Origin of the sequence: Lentzea sp. HUAS TT2, from assembly GCF_051853195.1 — a bacterium.
In the GTDB taxonomy this organism is placed as follows: domain Bacteria; phylum Actinomycetota; class Actinomycetes; order Mycobacteriales; family Pseudonocardiaceae; genus Lentzea.
This window is the reverse complement of sequence record NZ_CP196667.1, coordinates 7,514,807-7,534,492: the sequence shown is the minus strand read 5'-3', so window position 1 is coordinate 7,534,492 and position 19,686 is coordinate 7,514,807. Positions and strand designations below refer to the sequence as shown.

The window sequence follows — 19,686 nt, the reverse complement described above, 5'->3', positions numbered from 1 at the left end:
CAGCAGCCCGCCCCACGAGGGGGGCGCAAGTTGCGCAGTGACACCCGCCGCAACCGCCGACGCCTCCTCGAAGCCGTCGGTGAGCTCGCCCGCGAAGCGCCCGACGAGCTCACCATGCAGGCGATCGCGTCCCGCGCGGAGATCGGCCCGGCCACCGCCTACCGCTACTTCTCCTCGATGGAGGAGGTGCTCGCGGCCTACGTGCTCAGCGTCGTCGAGGAGCTCAGCGACTTCACGGCGACCTCGACCGCGCAGGGGCGGCCGCTCTTCGACGCCGTCGTGGACAAGTGGGTGGACCTCCTCGCCGAGCACGGCCCGGCACTGGTCCAGCTCCGGTCGCGGCGGGGCTACCTGGAGCGGCTGCACGACGGCAACGAGATCATCGCCGCCATGCGGGACGCCTGGAGCGAGCCCGTGCGCGGACTGCTGGACGACATCGGCCTTCCGCAGGAGCTGCTCGAGGACGCCCTGTTCCTCAACAACATGATCTTCGACCCGCGCGAGATCCAGGACCTGCTGCAGACGAGGCGCTTGTCCCGCCGTGAGGTCATCACCAGGCTGACCGAGGCGTACTGCGGTGCGCTGCGCGGGTGGGCACGGGTCGGCTGACCGAGCGCGGCGTTCGCGCCGAGCGAGGACCTCCTGTCTGATGTAGACAGTCGTGGTCGTGTTGCCGCAGTTGGCCTTGCCCCTTTCTCCGAACACTCCTTGTCCGTCCACTCCGCACCCGCAGGGCTTGCGGATCGAGGCTTCCCCATACCTTTTATGTGATAGAATTGTCTCAAGTCATACGGACGTTGCACTTTGCGCCGAGGAAGGGAGCAGAGGTGGCACCAGGGATGACTGACGGCGACCGTGAGGTCGCGACGCGGATGGCGGAGGCGGCCCTGGCGTGGCTGGACTCCCTGGACGCGGAGCAGCGCGCTGCGGCGGCCTGGCCGGCGCCGGACACCGGCGGTGCGGCCGAGGCCGAACGGACCCGCTGGTTCTACACCCCCACCGACCACGGCGGCCTGACCTTCCACCAGCAACGTCCCGCCCAGCACCGGCTCGCGATGCGGGTGGTCGCGAGCGGCCTGTCCGAAGCCGGTTACACCACCGTCGCCACCGTGCTCGGCCTGGAGAACGTGCTCGACCGCGTCGAGGGCTTCTCGGTGAACTGGGGGCGGGAACGCACCAGGGATCCGGGCATGTACTACCTGCGGGTCTTCGGTGAACCCGGCGGCCGGGAGCCCTGGGGGTGGCGCTTCGGCGGCCACCACGTGTCGATCAACAACCTCGTGGTGGACGGGCGGGTCGCCGCCACCACACCGTGCTTCCTCGGTGCCGACCCCGCCGCCTCACCGCTCCTGGGCGGCGCGGCGCTGCGCCCGCTGGGAAGCGCGGAGGACCTGGCCCGCGACCTGGTCCAGTCGCTGCACCCCGACCTGGCCCGCCGTGCGGTGCTGCTGTCCCGGCCGCCGAACGACGTCGTGGCGGGCAACAGCACCGCCATCGAGGACCGCGTGGTCAAGCGCAGCGAGCTCTGGCGCCCCGGTCAGCACGTTCCGGACCGCGCCGGGCAGCCGGTCACCGGGCTCGACGGCGAGAACCGGCGCGCGCTGGCCCTGACCGCGGCTCCCCGCGGCGCGCCGGGAAGCGAGCTCGACGCCGCGCAACGGGAACTGCTGCGGGCCTTGCTGAGCACCTACCTCGACCGCGTACCGGAGGCGGTGTCCCCGCTGTCGCGGTACGACGACCCGGCGGCGCTGGACGCCGTGCACTTCGCCTGGGCCGGCTCGACCACGGCGGGCGAACCGCACTACTACCGCCTGCAGGGCGCGCGGTTGCTCGTCGAGTGGACCAACGTCCACCGCGGTGCCAACCACGCACACGCCGTGTGGCGTGACCCGGAGGCCGACTTCGGCGGCGACGTCCTGGCCGCCCACCACGCCGCGCACCACGCCGTCTGAACGGAGTCTGACGCACATGTCCGGCCTACCTCCGCCACCGAACCACGCCCCGCCGCACACCACACGTCCGACTCTCCGCGGATCCTTCGGCATGTGCGCGTCCACGCACTGGCTGGCGTCCGCGACGGCCCAGTCCGTGCTGGAACGGGGCGGCAACGCGTTCGACGCCGCCACGGCGGGTGCGTTCGTGCTGCACGTGGCCGAGCCCCACCTCAACGGTCCTGGTGGCGATCTCGTCGCCGTGCTCGCCACCGCGGCGGACCCCTCCCCGCTCGTGCTGGCGGGGCAGGGCCACGCTCCGCGAGGGGCGACCATCGAGCACTTCCTGGCAGAAGGGCTGGACCACGTCCCGGGCGCGGGAGCGCTGGCCGCCGCCGTTCCCGGTGCCGTGGACTCCTGGCTGTGGCTGCTCGCCGAGCACGGCACGTGGGAGCTGGCCGACGTCCTGGCCTATGCGATCGGCTACGCGGAGCACGGAGTCCCGGTCGTGCCCCAGCTGGCGCGCGTCCTGGCCACGGTCGAGACACTCTTCCGCACGCACTGGCCGACCTCGTACGCGCTGTGGATGCCAGGAGGCGTCCCGCAGCCCTACAGCACGCTGGTGAACGCCACCTATGCCCGGACGCTGCGCCGGCTGACCGCCTCGGGTACCGGCGCGACGAGAGCCGCGCGAATCCACTCGGCGCGCGACACCTGGCGCACCGGGTTCGTGGCATCGGCGGTGGCCGAGTTCGCGGCGGTACCCCACCGGCACTCCTCCGGCGGCGACCACGCCGGGGTGATCACCGCCGCGGACTTCGCGGACTTCGCCCCGTCACTCGAGTCCGCGATCACCGCGCAGTTCCGGGGAACCACGGTGGGGAAGGCCGGTCTGTGGTCCCAGGGACCCGTGCTGCTGCAGGTCCTCACCGTGCTGGACCACTTCGACGACGAGCGGATCGATCCGTCGACCGCGCTGGGAATCCACACGATCACCGAGGCCGTGAAGCTCGCCATGGCGGATCGGGAGGCCTACTACGGACACCTCGCTCCGGCGGACGCGGAGTCCGTGGTGCGCCGCCTGCTGTCGCCCCGGTACAGCGGGGAGCGCGCACGCCTGATCGGCGAGGTCGCGTCGACGGAGTTCAGGCCGGGCGACATCGGCATCGCGCCGTACACGCCTCCCCTGCTCCCCCGGCGCCCCGCCGCCGTCGCGGACGGCGTCGGGGAACCCACCGTGCAGCAGACGGGGGACACCAGGGGCGACACCTGCCACATCGACGTCGTCGACCGCTGGGGCAACATGATCTCCGCGACGCCGTCGGGAGGGTGGCTCCAGTCCTCCCCCGCCGTGCCGGACCTCGGTTTCGCGCTGGGCACCCGGCTCCAGATGACCTGGCTCGACCCAGCCGCGCCGGCGCGCCTGGCTCCGGGCCGAAGGCCTCGCACGACCCTGAGCCCGACGCTGCTGCTGCGCGACGGCAAGCCGGTGGCGGCGCTGGGCACGCCGGGCGGCGACCAGCAGGACCAGTGGCAGGTGCCGTACCTGGTGCGCACGCTCGCGCTGGGGTTCGACCCGCAGGCGGCGATCGACGCGCCCGCGTTCCACACCACCGCGGTGGTGAGCTCGTTCTGGCCGCGGACCTGGGGGCCGGGCGGGCTGGTGATCGAGGAACGGGCGGGCGACGCGGTCGTCGCCGAGCTGGCCGGTCGTGGTCACGACGTGACCGTCTCCGGCCCGTGGAGCCAGGGGCGGTTGTCGGTCGTCACCCGTGATCCCGACACCGGCGTCCTCCGGGCGGCGGCGAACCCGCGCGGTGCCCAGGGTTACGCGGTGGGGCGATGACCGGCCTCGCGGCCCGCGCCGGCCGTCGGGTGACTCCGGTGCACCTGCTGCTGGCGCTCACGTTCGCGACGGGGGTCGTCGACGCCGTCGGCTACCTGCGGCTGGACCAGGTGTTCGCGGGCAACATGACGGGCAACGTCGTCATCCTCGGCATGGCGGTCGTGGGAGGGACTGACCTGCCGGTGCTGGGCCCTGCCGTGGCGCTGCTGTCGTTCCTCGCCGGCTCAGCCGCGGCCGGACGGGTGCTGCGGGCCGCAGCCCCTGCCTGGACCCACCCGCACACCGGACTGCTGGCCGGCGTCGGCCTGGTGCTGGCCGCCACGGCGCTCACCACGGCCGTCACCGGGGTGGACGCCGACGGCGCCCGCGTGGTGGTGGCGGCGGTGCTCGCGCTCTCCATGGGAGTGCAGGCGGCGACGGCCCGCCACCTGGCGGTCAAGGACGTCACCACCGTCGTCGTCACCTCCACGCTGACCGGACTCGCGGCGGACTCCCGGCTCGGTGCCGCCCGCGGCCAAGGCGCGGGACGGCGCGTCGCCGTCGTCGCACTCCTCGTCGCCGGTGCGGTCGCCGGCGCGGCGCTGTGCCAGGTCCACGCAAGTCTCGCGGTCGCGCTCGCGGCGTTCGTCGTGCTGGGCGTAACGGTCGTCGGCCGCACACAGGTCCACGACGGCTCGCACGAGTAGGTGCACGCCGCACCTCTCACAGGCCAGCGCACTCCCCGTACAGCCGATGTCCCCTACTCCAGCGACAAGAGGAATGCCATGACCACAGCCGTGCCTCCCCCGGTCACCGTCGGGAAGGCCGCTCTGGGAGCGCTGGGCGTGCTGGCGCTCGCCACCGGCGCCCTGGAGTCGGTGGTGACGCCGACGCTCCCCCTCCTGCAGCGCGAACTCGACATGAGCCCGTCCGAAGGGGCGCTGCTCAGCATCGTCCTGCTCATCACCGGCGCGCTCGTCACCCCGATCGCCGGCAAGCTCGGCGACCGCTACGGCGGGAAGCTGGTCCTGATCAAGCTGATGTCCGTGGTCTGCGTCGGCGGCCTGGTGTCGGCCCTCGCGCCCAACCTGCCCGTGCTGCTGGCCGGCCAGGTGCTGCAGGGCGCGATGGTGGGCGCTCTGCCGTTGTCGTTCATCCTCGTGCGCAAGCACCTGCCCGCCGGAGAGGCGAAGGTCGCCATCGGGGTGGTCAGCGGACTGTTCGTCGGTGGCGGGATGGTGGGGACGCTGTCCGCCGGTCCGGTCGCCGAACAGCTGTCCCGGCACTGGATGTTCGCGCTGCCCACGATCGTCGTCATCGCGGCGACCGCGGCGACGAACCGGTTGATGCCGCACGACTCCCCCGGCCGCGCGGACGACGGCGGAATCGACTGGCCCGGCTTCGCCCTGCTGAGCGGCACACTGGTCACGCTCATGCTCGTACTGGCGCTGGCACCGGACCTCGCCACCGAGCCCCTCCTGCTCGTCGGCGCCGTCGTGCTGCTGGTCGCCTTCGCGGCGGGGTGGGTGGCCGTCGAACGCCGGGCCGCCTCGCCGATGGTCGACCTGCGCATGCTGGCCAGGCCCGCGGTGTGGAAGTCGTGCCTGCTGACGTTCGTGATCTGCGCCGGCACCGCCGGCGCGGTCTACCTGGTCCCGCAGCTGTTCGCGGTCTCCGGTGACGGGTACGGGTTCGGGGCCGGCGCCACCCAGATCGGGTTCTACCTGCTTCCCGGCGCCGTCGCCGCGTCACTGGCCGGACCGGTCGGCGGTGTCGGGGCGCGGCGTTTCGGCTCGCGTGCCGTCGTCACCACGGGCGTGATCATGATGGCCGTCGCCCTGCTCGCCGTGGCGGCCGTGCACACCGAGGTCTGGCACCTCGTCGTCGGCAAGGCGCTGATCGCGTTCGCCAACGGCCTGTGCGTCACGGCGATGGTGACCAGCACCGCGACCTCCGTCGACCAGGGCGACACCGGCATCGCCACCGGCCTGGTCCTGGTGACGCGCGTGCTCGGCTTCGCCGTGGGCGTGCAGGTCAGCGGCGCGATCCTCACCGCCGGAATCCCGGACGGGTCGGACGTCCCCGCCGAATCCGCGTTCATCACCGGTCTCGTCATCGCCGGCGTCGTCACGGCGCTGGCCCTGCTGGTCACCCGCACCATGCGAAAAGGAGTCACGGAATGACCCGCACCGACCGAGCAGGCCTGCCCACCGCGGGCGGGCGCAAGGTCCTGATCTCCGGGGCCAGCGTCGCGGGCCCGGTTCTCGCGTTCTGGCTCCACCGCCACGGCTACGAGGTCACGGTCGTGGAGAAGGCGAACGCGCCGCGCAGCGGCGGCTACCCCATCGACATCCGAGGCTCCGCACTCGAGGTCGTGCGCAGGATGGGAATCCTGCCCCGGCTGCGGGACGCGCACATCGACCTGCGGCGGCTGACCTTCCTCCACGGAGACGGCAGCGAGGTGGCCTCACTGCACCCCCACGCCATCACCGGCGGCGTGGAGGGGCACGACCTGGAGGTGCGGCGCGGAGACCTGACCGAGGCGCTCTACACGACCGTCCGCGACGACGTGGAGTTCGTCTTCGACGACTCGATCCGCACCCTTGACCAGCACGAACACGGAGTCGACGTCACCTTCCACGGCGGCGGCGCCCGTTCGTTCGACATGGTGTTCGGCGCCGACGGCACGCACTCCCGCACCCGCGAGATGCTGTTCGGCCCGGAAGAGCAATTCCACCACTACCTCGGTTACTGCTTCGCCATCTTCACCGTGCGCAACACCTTCGGGCTCTCTCACGAGACCGTCATGTGGAACACCCCTGGCAGGGCCGCGGCGCTCTACGCCGTCGGGGAGGACGACGAGGTCCACGCGTTCCTGAACTTCTCGCTGCCGGAACCGCCGTTCCACGCGTTCGGGGAACCGGCCGCTCAGCGGAACCTGCTCGCCACGGTCTTCGCCGATGCCGGCTGGGAGATTCCCGCGCTGCTCACCGCGGCGCGGGACTCGGACGACCTGTACTTCGACGCCGTCAGTCAGATCCGCATGCCGCGCTGGTCGAGAGGAAGGGCCGCGGTCGTGGGCGACGCCGCGTACGCGCCCTCGTTCCTCACCGGGCAGGGCACCAGCCTCGCGCTCGTCGGCGCCTACGTGCTCGCCGCCTCCGTCGCCGGCCGGGACCACACCGGAGGCTTCGCCGCCTACGAGCACGGCACCCGCGAGTTCGTGACGCTGAACCAGGACCTGGTGGGCAGGGGCGGCGCCACGCTCTTCCCCGTCACCGCCGAGGCCCTTCAGCAGCGCAACGACAGGCTGCGCCGGCTCACCGCGATACCCGTGAAGGAGGGCAGGCCGGCCCATTCCGCCATCACCCTGCCTGAGTTCACGCTCGCGACCTGACCGGACACTCCCGGGGCGACCGCCTCATCAGCCGATACCTGGACTACGTCGGCCGGTGCCAGGGCAACGATCCGGAGGTCGTCGGGGGCCGGCCGCACCGGTCACCACGACGGTGTGGCCGGCAGGTCGGGAAGGTCATCCGCGGTCCACTCGCGCTTCGTCATGATCGCCGGCGCGAGCGCCCGCCGAGCGGTCAGCCCTCACCGCGCACGGCGAGCTTCGCCGGGTAGTCGAGGCCGGCGGACAGCAGGTCGAACGCCTGCCCGGTCAGGTCGGACTCCGGCGCCTGGTGGCCGGCGGCTCGCCACGCGACGATCGCCGTCGGCACGGCACACAGCGCCACCGAGGCCACCAGGCCTGGCCGGGGGTCCACGTCCGGGTCCACCCCCATCCGGGCACCGATCAGGCGCGCCACGTCGCTGAACCGGGCGGTCCCCCGCTCGACGCGCGCGGCGGTCAACGCCGGGCTCACCGAAATCAGGCTCTGCAGGCTGTGGTAGCGCGCCTCGGCCTCGTAAGCCCGCACGACGTCGACAGCGGCCGTCCGCAACGCGGTCAGCACCGGCATGTCAGCGGGTTGCGCGGCGAACGCCTCGAGCACCGCCGTGATCTGGTCATCCGCGAGCGACAGCGCGACGTCCTCCTTGGAGGTGAAGTACCGGAAGAACGTGCGCGACGAGACCTCCACCGCCTCCGCGATCTGGTCGATGGTCGTGGCCTCGAAGCCGTGGGCGCAGAACAACGCGTGGGCCGCGTCGATCAGCGCTTCCCGCGTCCGCTGCTTCTTCCGCTCCCGCAGACCGCGCTTCTCCATGCGGTCAGCCTACGGCAGTCGAGTCACAAGCCGACTTTTGTCATTTGACGACACTTGTCAGTTGCTGACACTATTTCGCCATGCCGAAACCTCCCGCGCCCACATCGCCCTTCTGGAAGTTGAACCGGCTCATGGCGCGCGTCAACACGTTCGTGTTCCGCAAGACCGGCGGCAAGGTGGGCGGGTCGTTCTTCGGCGGCGCGCCCGTGCTGCTGCTCAACCACGTCGGCCGCAAGTCCGGTCAGTCCCGGACCAGCCCGCTGATCTACGTCGACGACTCGCCACGGCTGGTCGTCATCGCGTCGAAGGGCGGCGTGGACGCGCATCCAGCGTGGTTCCACAACCTGATGGCGATGGCGGCCACCGAGGTGGAGCTGCCCGGCGGCGAACGCCGGCGAGTCCGTCCACGTGTCGCGGAGGGCGCGGAACGTGCCCGCCTGTGGGAGCGAGCAGTGGCGGTCTACAAGCCCTATGCGGCCTATGCGTCCTACACGGAGCGGAAGATCCCCGTGGTCGTGCTCGAACCCGCAGACGCCACATCTGCCGATTAGGCCGTGTCGAAGAACCTGCGGCAGGTTCGTGCTCGTTGATCAAGCCGCCGACGACGAACGGCGCCACTGCCTGATCCTGTGAGCGGGTAATCGGGTCGTGGTGAAGAGTGGTCCCGCGCTCTGTGTGGCCTTCGGTGACGACGCAGTCGACTTGGAAGAAGACGCACGCCAGCACGCTCGCCACCTGAGCACGCAGGAACTGCCGCCACGACGTGTCGGCGTTGTACGTGCCGAAAATTACGTCCGCACAGGTCAAGCGGCATGCCGGTACTCGTGGAGGACTCCGCCGAGACGGTCCCGTCGGAGTACCGCGAGGCGTTCGATCCGGTCAGGTCCAAGGGGCTGGTGCCGGGCTCGCAAGGGTGCTGCGGCGGCGAGGGATCGGTGGGTGCGGTGCTCGTTGTAGTGCCGCTCGTACTCGCGCAGCGCGTGCCGTAGGTGGGTGTGGTTCCAGATCAGCGTGCGGTCCAGCAGTTCGGCTCGAAGTGTCTTGTCCCAGCGTTCCATGATCGCGTTCATGCGGGGCATCCGGACACCGGTCGGCACCGTGTCGATCCCGGCAGCGCCGAGGATTTTGTCTATCAACGCCGGGTATCTGGCGTCTAGGTCGCGAGCAACACCCTCTCCTCAGGCCGCAATCGTGGGCGCTGATCACCGAGCTGTCTGCTCAGGACCACGAACTGATGGCGCAGCGCGAGAATCTCGACGTCCTTCTCACGATCAGTCATACGCAAGAGCCACAGCGCAGCGAAGGCGTAGGAGACGGCGAGGTAGGCGAAGCGGACCAGCACGACCGCGATCATGCCGGATGGTGAGGTACCCACCGATGCCTGCTGACCTGCACGGACGTACTTCTCGGCACGCACAGGGTCCCCGTGATGTCGGGGTCAAGCCTGGCCTGCACCCCGTGCAAGCAATTCCGGGTGTGCGGTTCTGACCGGCGTCCGTCGTGGCCCCGTCGCGCGGGGGCGCACCTCGACTGTCTCCGGGTGCGCCCCGCTAACTGCGATGAAAGATCCACCAGGGTCGCACCTGGTGGAGAAGGTCAACTCGTGACCAGCTGCCTGCCCACGTGGAGCACCTCAGCGAGAAGGGTTTCGATGTCGGCCTTGGTGGTGCGGTGCCCGCACACCGACGCCCGCAGCGTCAGCCTGCCGTGAACTCGCACGGTGGCCAGGAAAGCCTCGCCGCGGTCTTGGACCCGTTGGGCGACTTGGGCCGTGAGCTCGTCGATGTCCCCGGCGAAGTCCTCGGGCAGGTAGCGAAAACAGGTGATCGCCCAGGGGCCGGCGGTGACCAGGTGAAGTTCGGGTCGCTCGCTGATCAGTTCCCGCAGCAGCTGGGCATGGCGCAGGTAGTGGTCGAACAGCTCGATCACACCTCGTTTGCCGAGCTGGTGCAGCACGGCCCTGAGGGCCAGCGCCCGCCCGCTGGGGCGGGTCAGCTCCAGGGTGTACTCCGACAGCCACGGCCAGTCGTCGTTGCCGTCCAGATAGGACGCTTCGGCGGTGAACGCCGCACGCAGGCTTTCGGCGTTGGTGACCAGGGCTGCGCCGCAGGAGATGGGGACGTTCAGCGTCTTGTGCGGGTCCACGGTCAATGAATCGAGCTCGTCGACTCCGTTGTAGTGGGGTGCCAGATCGGGATGCACGGCGCCGAGACCGCCGTAGGCGCCATCGCCGTGGTGCCACATGCCGTGTTCCCGGCACAACCGGGTGATCTCGAGCAGCGGGTCGACCGCTCCGGTGCCGACCGTCCCGAGGTTGGACACCACGCAGAACGGCAGCAGTCCAGCGGCTCGATCTGCCTCGACAGCGGTCCGCAGCGCGTCGATGTCCATGAGCAGGTCGGCGGTGACCGGGATGTTCCGAATCCGTGAAGGGGGTAGCCCCATGGTGCGGGCCGCCTTGGCGACGCTCATGTGGGTCTCAATGGACTGGTAGCACACCAGACGGGCGTGCGCTTGGTCGTGGGCGTCACCGTCGGTGGCGCCCCGAGTCGATAAGAACCATGTTCGCGCTGCGGCCAGGCACAGCAGGTTGGCCATGGAACCGCCGCTGGTGAGCACCCCGCCGGTGCGCGCGGGCAGGCCGGCGAGCTCGGCCAGGGCGCGCACGGCGCCACGTTCCATGTCCACCAGCGCGTTCTCGCCGTAACCGCAGCTGGCGTTGAGGGCGCATCCGATGAGGTCGGCGAGGATGCCGATCGGGGCGGGCGGAGTGGTGATCCAGGCGAAGAAGGCCGGGTGCCCGTTGCCTCCAGGATAGGGAGTCACGTCGGTGTCGACGAAGTCGAGAAACTCCGCCACCGGACGCCCGGTGTCCTGCAAAGGGGAGGCGGACAGCCGCCGGCGGTGGTCTGTGGACATCGGGCGGGACACGGGATTGTCGGGCACGGCCTCGAGGTAGTCGGCGACCCAGTTCGCCGTGCGGAGGAGTTCTCGCCGAAAGTCGGCCGGCTCGACAGCGAGCGGACCTTCGACCGGGTGTTGAGTGACATGCACCGGCCGACCCTAGGCGAAGATGATCAACCTTGACGTCGGCCGTTGCCGCTGAAACGCGGATGTCACCCCAACGTGAACGATCACCAACCGTACATCCGTGATTGGTACATCACGCAATTCTTCGAGCTGTGTGAGCCGCAACGCCGAATCGCAGCGGGCGGCTTTGATCATTGGATGCGCGCGACCAAGCACCGCTCGCTGTCGGTGAGCATGGCCCCGTGCGGCGGGATGGCTCAGCCCAGAGCACAGTCAGTTCGTGTGTCTGTCACCTGCTCGACGGCCGGTTCCAGATGCGCCACCACTGCCTGTGAGACGTGACCGGTACCGATTCGGAGTGCGGTACCGGTACGCAGTCCTGCGCTGCAGAGGAGCGGGGCAGGTCGGGAAGTCCGGCAGCGAACGCGATGGAGCTGCGTTGATCGCGGCTGATGGGGACGGTGGAGAGCAGCTCCGTGATGCGGCGCTTCTGGGTGTCGGTCGGCCGCAGGTACATCGGCAACTCGCGCTGCCGGCCCAAGGCGGCCAACCGCGGGTCTGAGTCGTGGAGGAACTCGAGATCAGCGATGACCGCTTCCCACCCGCCGCGCCGGCGGTGAAGCCACCATGCCCGGCGGCGAAGTTCCGGATCCTTCGCTGCCTTGAGCGGGGCCAGGTCGGTGAGAGACCACAACCGAGGGCTGCCGATGAGGACCTCGCCGGCCAACCGCGCCACTCGCGAGTGGTCACCGGCTACCGACCGGAGCAACAACGGGATGTCCTCGGCGGTGGCACCGTCCCGGAGCAACAACAGGCCGACTTTCCGCAGCGGAAGCTCCGTGCTGCGGACCAGGCCGACGATCTCCTGCCGTTCGACGACGGTGCCGGTCTCGGCGAGCCCGATGTAGGCGCGAGCGCGCACGACGGGTTTGGCGGTGGAATGTGCGCACGTGGCATAGACAACGGCTGGATCGCGTCCCATCTCCTGCCAGCGGCGACGAGCCCACAACCGGGTGAGCACAGAGGAGTCGAGCAGAAGCCGCTCCACGTCGGCGGGGTCGAGCCGCGCAGCCGTCAGCTTCACCAATGCCAGGGTGCGGCTCTCGGCGGACCGGTCGCGAAGCAGCACCCTGGCGATCACATCAGGAGTCGCCGAGTCGGCGATGACCTCGATGAGCAGCCGGCGGACCACTTGGTCCCTCTCTCCGGGCAGCAGCACGACCGCGTCCGGCAACCCGAGCAGTCCGGAGTCGAAGCTGTGCCGGAAGGCGGCGCGCCGGAGTTCGTAGTCCGTGGACCTGCGGAAACGAGCCCACACGTCCGCCTCGCCGTGCTCGGTGACCAGTGCCTGCACGTACAGCGCCAAGACCTCGAAGCCCCGGCCGCGCTGCTCGATCCGACGCAGTAGCGGAACCACGTGGTCGGCGTGATCCAACGTCCGTCGTCGCAGCACCTCGCCCGCAGCCACCTCGCGGATCACTCGAACGTGGTCGTTGACTCGGACTGCCAGGGCACGATCACTCAACGCGTCCAGAGAGGTGACCAAGGACCGAACAGCGCGCTCACGCACGTATCCGTCGGGGTGCATGCTGGCCAGTACCGCGACGACGGGCAACGGACTCGCCAGAACCTCACTCGTCCACTCCTCCGGCTTTCCCAGCGCCGGCCGTCCGTAGCGGAACTGGCGAGCATCGTGGTCGATCCGCAAGAACTCACGTGCGGTCACCGAGGTGAGCCAGGACGCGGTCTCGTCCAGAACAAGCCGGCCGCCCTGCACGGCCGCTACGGCACCCTCACTCAGTCGGCGGCGGATCTGCGGCGGGGTCAGCATGCAGACGATTCTGACGGCTTCGCGTCCAACGTTCATCCGCAATGAACCTGCGGCGCCATTGCCAGGCCAGCCGAAGAACATCCTGTCCTACCGCTGATCGTGTGCCGAACGAAGACGCGCTCATGCCGCGAGGCGCGTCCTCACTGGGTAAGCCGGACGATGGTGCTCCCATCTCCCGCTGATGCTGCCAGAACAGACGGCAGGCTCGCCCCTGCCAGCCGAAGCCTTCAGGGGCTGAGCCTCAGTCATGGCTCGTAGCCAGCACGCCAAAGCCGCGGCGGCCACAGCACCGACGAGCATCTCCTCGCCACGATGCGCACCATCTACACATACGCGATCCGCGACGAACTCGTTCCGCTGCAGACGCCAAGGGCTCATTCTCCGTTCGAACGGTCATACCCCGGATCGGTGGGTTCGGTGCTCGTTGTAGTGCCGCTCGTACTCGCGCAGCGCGTGCCGTAGGTGGGTGTGGCTCCAGATCAGCGTGCGGTCCAGCAGTTCGGCGCGAAGTGTCTTGACCCAGCGTTCCACGACGGACTTCATACGGACACCGGTCAGCACCGTAGCGACCCTGCGGAGCTGAGGGTTTTGTCGATCAACGCAGGATATTTGGCGTCTCGGTCGCGGATGACGCGAGCTGGACTGGCTCGGACCTGCGATCCCGATGCCCGTTCAGTGCGATCCAGAGCGCGACGGCGACCGCCACGGACAGACCCCCGAGAACCGCGATCCCTCCTCGCAGACCTCCCGCCACGGCCGCGAAAGCAGCGATCACGAGGGGTGAGAGGAACTCGCCCACGAACAACGCCCCCGTCCACAGGCCGGTCCCCCGGCCGCGGGCCGCGTAGTCGAGGCGGTCGACGGCCCACGTGAGCAGGGTCGGCAGGAGCACGCCGGTCGCGAAGCCGGTGATCACCGCGCCCAGGAGGATCACCGGCAGCGAACCGGAGGCGAAGACGACCACCAGGCCGGCACCCGCCAGAGCGAACTCGGCGGTGAGCAACGTCCGGCGGCCGAACTGGACGAGCTTGCCGAACAGGGCCGCGCCGGCCGCAGTCGCGATCGACATGACGGCGGTCGCCGCGCCGATCAGCCCGGATGACGTGACGCCGATGCCGTTCAGGACGAACGAGAGCTGGACGATGAGGGCGTAGAACACCGCTCCGCCGACCACCGACACCAGGCAGGGCACGACAAGAGTCCGCCACGGCAGGGCGACCCGCACCGAGTCCTTGGCGGACGAGCTGCCGCCGTCCGTCCACAACAGACGCGCGGCAGGGATGACGAGGATCAGGGACACCAGGTACATCCAGAAGGGAGCGCGCCACCCGCCGACGCCCAGCGCACCGCCGACGGCGATGAACGCGGTCGCGGAGATGGTGGCGACGGTGGCCTGCAGGCCGAGGTAGCGGTTGCGGCGGTCGCCCGTCCAGTAGTCGCCGATGAGGGTGGTGGCGCTGGTCATGATCGCGGCTTCGCACACGCCGACGACCACTCGGCTGGCGATGATCGAACCGAGGTCGTCGAGCCAGAGCGGCGCGGTGCCCGCGGCGGCGTAGACGACGAGCGCGACGAGCAGGATGCGGATGCGTCCGATCCGGTCGACGATCACGCCCGCGAACGGGGCGGTCAGGCCGATCACCAGAGCCGGGACGGTGAGCACGAGCGGCACGAGGACGCCGACACCGGGGACGTCGGCGAAGTGCGCGCTCATCTGGGGCAGCACCGGAGCGATCAGCACCGCGCCGAGGACCGAGAGCGAGCTCGCGGCGAGCAGGACGAGCAGTTGCGGAAGACCCGCGGTGCGGGTGGGGGCGGCGGTCATGGGCACCTCACATCGTTGTGGGACCGGGTGAAGCGGGTCTGTGCCGGCCGCGTCGGCGCGCGGCCGGGATCAGGTGCGGGCCGACGCCCGCGACGACGGTGTTGGCGATCGTGCCGAGGCCGTCGACGGTCATGGTCACGACGTCTCCCGGGACCAGCGGCGGTAGTTCGCTGCCCCTCCCCCACAGTTCGGCGAGGCAGCCGCCGTTGCCGCAGGTTCCCGAGCCGAGGACGTCTCCTGGGCGCACCTCGGTGCCCCGGCTGGCGTAGGCGACCAGGTCCTCGAACGGCCAGGCCATGTTGGACAGCAGGTCGCGGCCGATCTCCACGCCGTTGACCGCGACGGTCATGCCCAGCGAGAGGAATCCGTCCGGATCGCGGTGGGGCTCCAGTTCGTCGGCGGTGACGAGGACCGGGCCGAGCGTGGTGGCGAAGTCCTTGCCCTTGCAGGGCCCCAGGCGGACCGCCATCTCGCGGAACTGCAGATCGCGGGCGGACCAGTCGTTGAGGATCGTGTAGCCGGCGATGTGGTGGCGGGCCTGCTCAGGGGTCAGGTCGGAGCCCTGAGTCCCGATCACGGCGGCGACCTCCAGTTCGAAGTCCAGACGGTGGCTGCCGGGCGGAACGGCCACGTCGTCGTGGGCGCCGATGAGCGCGTACGGATTGGTGAAGTAGAAGGTCGGTGCGGCGTACCAGGCCTCGTCGACCACACCGGCGATGCCTTCGACGTGCTCCTCGAACGCGACGAAGTCCCGCACCGTGGGTGCGTCGACCGGCGGCAGGAACCTCAGTCCGGACAACGAGATCGGGTCGTCGGCCGCCTCGCCCGCTTCGAGCAGCGTGCCGGACCTCAGGAGGTCCAGCACGCTCGTTCCAGCGGGCAGGCGCAGCAGGGTGTCCCCGTCGACGACGCCGCAGCGGACGTCGCCGCCGGGCTCCTCGACGGTCGCGAACCGCATCAGACCGGCGGGGCCTGGAAGAGGCCCCGGTCCGGGTCGTTGAACGACTTCGCGGCCACGAACTCGTCCATGCGGTTGGCGGTGCCCCACTGGTCGGACACCGCGGGGTCGCTGAAGTCGTGCAGACCGGGGTGCCAGGTGTCCTCGTCGAGACGGTCGAGCTCGGTGGTGTATTCGAGCGTGTTTCCCTGGGGGTCGAGGAAGTAGGAGAACGTGTTGTTGCCCGCCTTGTGCCTGCCCGGTCCCCAGATCTTCTCGACACCGGCGCGCAGCAGGCGGCCGGTGCCGCGCATGTACTCGTCGATGCCGCGCATCTCGAAGCTGGCGTGGTGCAGTGCGGGATGAGGGCCGCGTGCGACGGCGAAGCTGTGGTGCCAGTCGTTGCAGCGCAGGAACCACATCATGTTGCCCATGCGCGGGTGCATGAGGACGTCCGAGAGCGCGAAGCCGAGATGGCGTTTGTAGAAGGCGACCGTGCCCTCCGGGTCAGCCGAGTTGATCACCACGTGCGAGAGCCGGACGGGAACCGACTCGCCCTCCTCGACCTTGCGGTGGGCGCGCAGCGTGACGTCGGCGGAGACCTCGACGGTGCGGCCCTCGTTGTCGAAGAAGCGGAAGCCGTATCCCCCGCCGGGTGTGGCGACGACGCCCGGTTCGGAGACGAGCTTGACGCCGTCGCGGGCCAGCGCCTGGGCCAGCGTGTCGACGTCGGCCGGGCTGGCCGCGCCGAACGCGATGAGGTCGATGCGCTTGTCGGTCGCTTGCCGCAGTCTCACGACGTACTGCTCGGGTGAGCCTTCCGCGGCCAGGAACGAGAGTCCCGTGTCGGTCGCGACCTCGGTCAGCCCCCACTGTCCTGTGTAGAACGACTGCTGGAGAGCCAGGTCCGGCACCGCGAGATCCACGTGGCGCAGGTGGGTGATCAGCCGCTGGGCCATCACGAGTCCTTCCCGGGGCCGAGCCCCAGTTTCAGTGCGGTTCCACCGGCGATCGCGTCGCGGTCGCCCGCGTTCAGTCCGGCGGCGTCGAGGCGGGCGACCGGGTCGGTGACGCCCATGTCGAAGGGGTGGTCGGACCCGAGGAGCACCCGGTCAGCGCCGACGGCGGCCACCAGGGCTCGCAGCGCCTCCGGGGTGTGGACCAGCGAGTCGAACCAGAGCCTGCGCAGGTAGGACGACGGCGGGTCCGCGCAGCCGCGGGCCTCGGGTCTCACCTGCCAGGCGTGATCGGATCGGCCGAGGTAGGTCGGCAGGTAGCCACCACCGTGCGCCGCCACGACTTTCAGGCCGGGATGGCGGTCGAGGACGCCTCCGAAGATCAGATGGGAGAGCGCCACGGCGTTCTCCACCGGCTGCCCCACCGTGTTGGACAGGTAGAAGCGGTCCAGCCGTTGGTCGAGAGAGCATCCGAAGGGGTGCAGGAAGACCACCGCTCCGGTGTCGGACGCGCGCGCCCAGAACGGGTCCAGCCGCTCGTCGGACAGTTCGACGCCCGGCGCGAACGAGGAGATCTCCACGCCCTTGAGCCCGAGCCCGATCGCGTGGTCGAGCATGCCCGCGCAGAGGTCGGGGTGCTGCAACGGAACCAGGCCGAGACCTCGAAGCCGTTGCGGCGCCGAAGCGACGAGACCGGCGACGCCGTTGTTCGCGGCCCGGCACACCTGCGTCGCCAGGTCCCGATCCGCCCAGTAGTGGTAGTGGGACGGGGAGGGCGACACGACCTGCACGTCCACGCCGGCGGAGTCCATGTCCACGAGTCGCTGCTGGACGGAGGTCAGCGAGGGCAACGCGGATCGGACCATCGCGCCGGACACCGCGGAGGACTCCGGCCCGTTGCGAAGAGCATCCAGTGCGCGGTGTTCCGCCAGACCCGCGTGCCCGGCGACCAGTGCCTCGACCTCGGCGATAAGGCAGTGGGCGTGCACATCGACCACGGCCGTCATGGTGCCTCCGACACGACAGCGGCGATCCTGCCCATCAGACCCGCGGTGTCACCGCGCTCGCCGGCCATCAGCCAGCGGCACAGTTGCACCGATCCCTCCACGACCGCGCGGACGCGGGGCAGGCGCCGGGCGGAGAACTCGGCCCACAGGTCCTCGTCGACGGCGTCCCGGGTCGTGAGCAGTTCGGCGAGCACGAGGGCGTCTTCCAGTGCCTGTGCGGCGCCCTGGGCGAGGGTCGGCGGGCAGCAGTGCACCGCGTCGCCGATCAGCACGACGCTGCCGCGGTGCCAGGGACCGTCCAGCAGGTGGTGTTCGAACCAGGTGTAGTTGACCCGTGAGGGATCGACGAGGTTCGCGCGGATGTCGTCCCAGGGGCCGTGGTAGTTCTCGGCCAGCGCCCGCATGGTGCTCAGGCGTTCGTCCGGGCTCAGACCGCTGCGGTCCTGCGCGTCCTCGACCAGGTAGGCGTAGAGGGTCTCCTCACCGGTTGGGCAGTACCCGGCGATGTAGGCCTCGCCGCCGTAGGTGAGGTCGGTCTGGATCACCGACTCCGGTCGCTGGGCGAAGGCACGCCAGATGCCCATGCCGATCGGCTCGGTGGTGAGGTCGACCCCCAGCGCCGCGCGGGTCCACGACCGCACGCCGTCGGCGCCGATCACCAGGTCGTAGCGCGCACGACCACCGTCCGAGGTGGACAGTTCGGCTTCCCGGGTGAGCGCCGTCGCCGTCACGCCCGTCCGGATCTTCACCCCGAGCCCGGTAGCGCGGTCGGCGAGGAGCCTGGCGAGGTCGGGGCGGTACATGCCGACGGTGGCGGGCAGGTCACGTCCACCGGTGCGGGCGTCGGGGATCGTGGCCAGCACGGTGCCGTCGGGAGCCCGCAGGCCGAGGGTGTCGAACCCGAAACCGAGGCGTCGCACGCCGTCCCACACGCCGAGCCGGTGCAGCACCCGCAACGCGTTGCCCTGCAACGTGATACCGGATCCGAGCGCACCGATGTCGGACTTGGCGTCGATCAGGTCGACGGCCACCCCTTCCTCCGCCAGCAGGATCGCGGCGGCCAGCCCGGCGACCCCGCCTCCGATGATCCCGACCGTCTCGACGGCGCTCACGGGTTCACCACGCGGGTGCGCTGGGTTCCGAGGCCGGTGATCGACCCGGTCATGACGTCGTCGGCTCGCAGGAAACGTCCGTGTGCCATGCCGTTGCCCGCGGGGCTGCCGGTGAGCAGGAGGTCGCCGGGCCGCAGCACGGCGGTCCTGGACGCGGCGGAGACCAACGTGGCGACGTCGAAAATCATGTCCTTTGTGGACTCGTCCTGCATCACCTCGCCGTTGAGGTCCAGCCGCACCTGCGGGTGCTCGCTCACGAACTCGGCCGGAACGAGGTACGGACCCAGCGGTGTGAAGCCTGGTGCGTTCTTGGCGCGGAACCAGTCGCTGCCGATCTCCGGCATGTCCCGCCGGAAAACGAGATCGCGAGTCGTGAGGTCGTTGGCGATGGTGTACCCGGCGACGTGGTCCAAGGCGTCGTCGCGGCTCACCTGGAACGCGCTGCGGCCGATCACCACCGCCAGTTCCAGCTCCCAGTCGTGCCGGTCGGAGTAGGCCGGCAGGACCACGTCGTCGTACGGCCCGGTGACCGACGAGGACAGGCCGATGAAGATGTACGGCTCCCCTTCGGCGATGCGCCGGTCCATCATCACCGCTGCTTCGGCACGCACTTCGTCCGCGGGCCTGTCCGGTGCGTGTTTCACCGCGAGGTCGATGACGTGCGTGCGGTAGTTCGCGCCCGCCTGCAGGATCTGGCCGGGGTTGAGCGGCGGCCGCAGGCTCGTGGGCTCCAGCGGGATGTCCGCCTGCTCCACGAGACCGCGGAGGCGAGGGAGCACCACTTCCCACTCCTGCAGCAGCGCGTGCACCGACGGTGCGATGTCGGACAGGTCCCGCCACCGGGTCGCGCCCTCGATGTCGACGACGAGGGCGGGCACCTCCCGGACCTCGGCGGTACCACGCCCGGTCGAGATGGTGGCGATGGCGAAGGGGACGGCCACGGGAGGTCCTTCCGTCGACGGTGACGGCGACTACTGTCACGCGAGCAGCGGATATAAGGGAACCCGAATATCCTGATACC

The 19,686-nt window shown here is 70.1% G+C and carries 19 protein-coding genes; 7 read left to right on the top strand and 12 right to left on the bottom strand.

Annotated elements, in window-relative coordinates; translation table 11 throughout:
* Positions 1-30: 30 nt before the first annotated feature.
* The 6 genes from ACSHWB_RS35710 (at position 31) to ACSHWB_RS35685 (ending at position 7,153) form a co-directional block, all read left to right on the top strand.
* Entirely contained in the window at positions 31-609 is a 579-nt protein-coding gene (locus tag ACSHWB_RS35710; RefSeq protein ID WP_439657707.1) for a TetR/AcrR family transcriptional regulator, read from the top strand.
* A gap of 230 nt (positions 610-839) precedes the next feature.
* The gene (locus ACSHWB_RS35705; RefSeq protein WP_439657706.1) at positions 840-1,952 is read left to right on the top strand and encodes a DUF3500 domain-containing protein; all 1,113 of its coding nucleotides are present in this window, start codon (positions 840-842) and stop codon (positions 1,950-1,952) included.
* Between the two features lie 91 nt (positions 1,953-2,043).
* A complete protein-coding gene (locus ACSHWB_RS35700; RefSeq protein WP_439657705.1) occupies positions 2,044-3,777 on the top strand; it encodes a gamma-glutamyltransferase family protein in 1,734 nt (577 codons plus the stop codon).
* On the top strand, positions 3,774-4,463 hold the full coding sequence (locus tag ACSHWB_RS35695; RefSeq protein ID WP_439657704.1) for a DUF1275 family protein: 690 nt from the start codon (positions 3,774-3,776) through the stop codon (positions 4,461-4,463). The genes ACSHWB_RS35700 and ACSHWB_RS35695 overlap by 4 nt, the downstream gene beginning before the upstream one ends.
* 78 nt (positions 4,464-4,541) lie before the next feature.
* On the top strand, positions 4,542-5,939 hold the full coding sequence (locus tag ACSHWB_RS35690; RefSeq protein WP_439657703.1) for an MFS transporter: 1,398 nt from the start codon (positions 4,542-4,544) through the stop codon (positions 5,937-5,939).
* The gene (locus ACSHWB_RS35685) at positions 5,936-7,153 is read left to right on the top strand and encodes an FAD-dependent monooxygenase (protein WP_439657702.1); all 1,218 of its coding nucleotides are present in this window, start codon (positions 5,936-5,938) and stop codon (positions 7,151-7,153) included. The genes ACSHWB_RS35690 and ACSHWB_RS35685 overlap by 4 nt, the downstream gene beginning before the upstream one ends.
* Positions 7,154-7,346: 193 nt before the next feature.
* Here ACSHWB_RS35685 and ACSHWB_RS35680 read toward each other — a convergent pair whose 3' ends face one another.
* Positions 7,347-7,967, bottom strand: coding sequence for a TetR family transcriptional regulator (locus ACSHWB_RS35680; RefSeq protein ID WP_439657701.1), 621 nt, complete (start codon positions 7,965-7,967; stop codon positions 7,347-7,349).
* Positions 7,968-8,047: 80 nt separating this feature from the next.
* On the opposite strand from ACSHWB_RS35680, the gene ACSHWB_RS35675 reads away from it, so the two are divergent.
* Positions 8,048-8,518, top strand: a complete 471-nt coding sequence (locus ACSHWB_RS35675; protein WP_439657700.1) for a nitroreductase family deazaflavin-dependent oxidoreductase — start codon at positions 8,048-8,050, stop codon at positions 8,516-8,518.
* Between the two features lie 252 nt (positions 8,519-8,770).
* Here the strand turns inward: ACSHWB_RS35675 and ACSHWB_RS35670 are convergent, their stop codons facing one another.
* The 11 genes from ACSHWB_RS35670 to ACSHWB_RS35620 form a co-directional block, all read right to left on the bottom strand.
* The gene (locus tag ACSHWB_RS35670; RefSeq protein ID WP_439664730.1) at positions 8,771-9,025 is read right to left on the bottom strand and encodes an integrase core domain-containing protein; all 255 of its coding nucleotides are present in this window, start codon (positions 9,023-9,025) and stop codon (positions 8,771-8,773) included.
* Positions 9,026-9,120: 95 nt separating this feature from the next.
* Entirely contained in the window at positions 9,121-9,384 is a 264-nt protein-coding gene (locus ACSHWB_RS35665; RefSeq protein WP_439657699.1) for a hypothetical protein, read from the bottom strand.
* Between the two features lie 179 nt (positions 9,385-9,563).
* Positions 9,564-11,021, bottom strand: coding sequence for a pyridoxal phosphate-dependent decarboxylase family protein (locus ACSHWB_RS35660; RefSeq protein WP_439657698.1), 1,458 nt, complete (start codon positions 11,019-11,021; stop codon positions 9,564-9,566).
* A gap of 265 nt (positions 11,022-11,286) precedes the next feature.
* Positions 11,287-12,828 carry a hypothetical protein gene (locus ACSHWB_RS35655; protein WP_439657697.1) on the bottom strand — a complete coding sequence of 514 codons (1,542 nt, stop codon included), beginning with the start codon at positions 12,826-12,828 and terminating at the stop codon, positions 11,287-11,289.
* A gap of 393 nt (positions 12,829-13,221) precedes the next feature.
* A complete protein-coding gene (locus ACSHWB_RS35650; protein ID WP_439657696.1) occupies positions 13,222-13,371 on the bottom strand; it encodes an integrase core domain-containing protein in 150 nt (49 codons plus the stop codon).
* A gap of 52 nt (positions 13,372-13,423) precedes the next feature.
* On the bottom strand, positions 13,424-14,653 hold the full coding sequence (locus ACSHWB_RS35645; protein WP_439657695.1) for an MFS transporter: 1,230 nt from the start codon (positions 14,651-14,653) through the stop codon (positions 13,424-13,426).
* Positions 14,654-14,660: 7 nt separating this feature from the next.
* Positions 14,661-15,611 (bottom strand): fumarylacetoacetate hydrolase family protein, encoded by a 951-nt coding sequence (locus ACSHWB_RS35640; protein WP_439657694.1) that lies wholly within the window; start codon positions 15,609-15,611, stop codon positions 14,661-14,663.
* Positions 15,611-16,549 carry a VOC family protein gene (locus ACSHWB_RS35635; protein ID WP_439657693.1) on the bottom strand — a complete coding sequence of 313 codons (939 nt, stop codon included), beginning with the start codon at positions 16,547-16,549 and terminating at the stop codon, positions 15,611-15,613. The genes ACSHWB_RS35640 and ACSHWB_RS35635 overlap by 1 nt, the downstream gene beginning before the upstream one ends.
* Positions 16,549-17,553 (bottom strand): amidohydrolase family protein, encoded by a 1,005-nt coding sequence (locus ACSHWB_RS35630; protein ID WP_439657692.1) that lies wholly within the window; start codon positions 17,551-17,553, stop codon positions 16,549-16,551. The genes ACSHWB_RS35635 and ACSHWB_RS35630 overlap by 1 nt, the downstream gene beginning before the upstream one ends.
* Entirely contained in the window at positions 17,550-18,665 is a 1,116-nt protein-coding gene (locus ACSHWB_RS35625) for an FAD-dependent monooxygenase (RefSeq protein ID WP_439657691.1), read from the bottom strand. The genes ACSHWB_RS35630 and ACSHWB_RS35625 overlap by 4 nt, the downstream gene beginning before the upstream one ends.
* Positions 18,662-19,606, bottom strand: coding sequence for a fumarylacetoacetate hydrolase family protein (locus tag ACSHWB_RS35620; RefSeq protein WP_439657690.1), 945 nt, complete (start codon positions 19,604-19,606; stop codon positions 18,662-18,664). Before ACSHWB_RS35620 ends, ACSHWB_RS35625 begins: the two co-directional genes overlap by 4 nt.
* Positions 19,607-19,686: the final 80 nt, after the last annotated feature.

Excerpts from the sequence above, each read along its gene's own strand:
- ACSHWB_RS35705 (WP_439657706.1), top strand. The coding sequence starts at position 840 with ATGACTGACGGCGACCGTGAGGTCGCGACGCGGATGGCGGAGGCGGCC.
- ACSHWB_RS35700 (WP_439657705.1), top strand. The coding sequence starts at position 2,044 with ATGTGCGCGTCCACGCACTGGCTGGCGTCCGCGACGGCCCAGTCCGTG.
- ACSHWB_RS35695 (WP_439657704.1), top strand. The coding sequence starts at position 3,774 with ATGACCGGCCTCGCGGCCCGCGCCGGCCGTCGGGTGACTCCGGTGCAC.
- ACSHWB_RS35690 (WP_439657703.1), top strand. The coding sequence starts at position 4,542 with ATGACCACAGCCGTGCCTCCCCCGGTCACCGTCGGGAAGGCCGCTCTG.
- ACSHWB_RS35685 (WP_439657702.1), top strand. The coding sequence starts at position 5,936 with ATGACCCGCACCGACCGAGCAGGCCTGCCCACCGCGGGCGGGCGCAAG.
- ACSHWB_RS35680 (WP_439657701.1), bottom strand. The coding sequence starts at position 7,967 with ATGGAGAAGCGCGGTCTGCGGGAGCGGAAGAAGCAGCGGACGCGGGAA.
- ACSHWB_RS35675 (WP_439657700.1), top strand. The coding sequence starts at position 8,048 with ATGCCGAAACCTCCCGCGCCCACATCGCCCTTCTGGAAGTTGAACCGG.
- ACSHWB_RS35670 (WP_439664730.1), bottom strand. The coding sequence starts at position 9,025 with ATGGAACGCTGGGACAAGACACTTCGAGCCGAACTGCTGGACCGCACG.
- ACSHWB_RS35655 (WP_439657697.1), bottom strand. The coding sequence starts at position 12,828 with ATGCTGACCCCGCCGCAGATCCGCCGCCGACTGAGTGAGGGTGCCGTA.
- ACSHWB_RS35650 (WP_439657696.1), bottom strand. The coding sequence starts at position 13,371 with ATGAAGTCCGTCGTGGAACGCTGGGTCAAGACACTTCGCGCCGAACTG.
- ACSHWB_RS35645 (WP_439657695.1), bottom strand. The coding sequence starts at position 14,653 with ATGACCGCCGCCCCCACCCGCACCGCGGGTCTTCCGCAACTGCTCGTC.
- ACSHWB_RS35640 (WP_439657694.1), bottom strand. The coding sequence starts at position 15,611 with ATGCGGTTCGCGACCGTCGAGGAGCCCGGCGGCGACGTCCGCTGCGGC.
- ACSHWB_RS35635 (WP_439657693.1), bottom strand. The coding sequence starts at position 16,549 with ATGGCCCAGCGGCTGATCACCCACCTGCGCCACGTGGATCTCGCGGTG.
- ACSHWB_RS35630 (WP_439657692.1), bottom strand. The coding sequence starts at position 17,553 with ATGACGGCCGTGGTCGATGTGCACGCCCACTGCCTTATCGCCGAGGTC.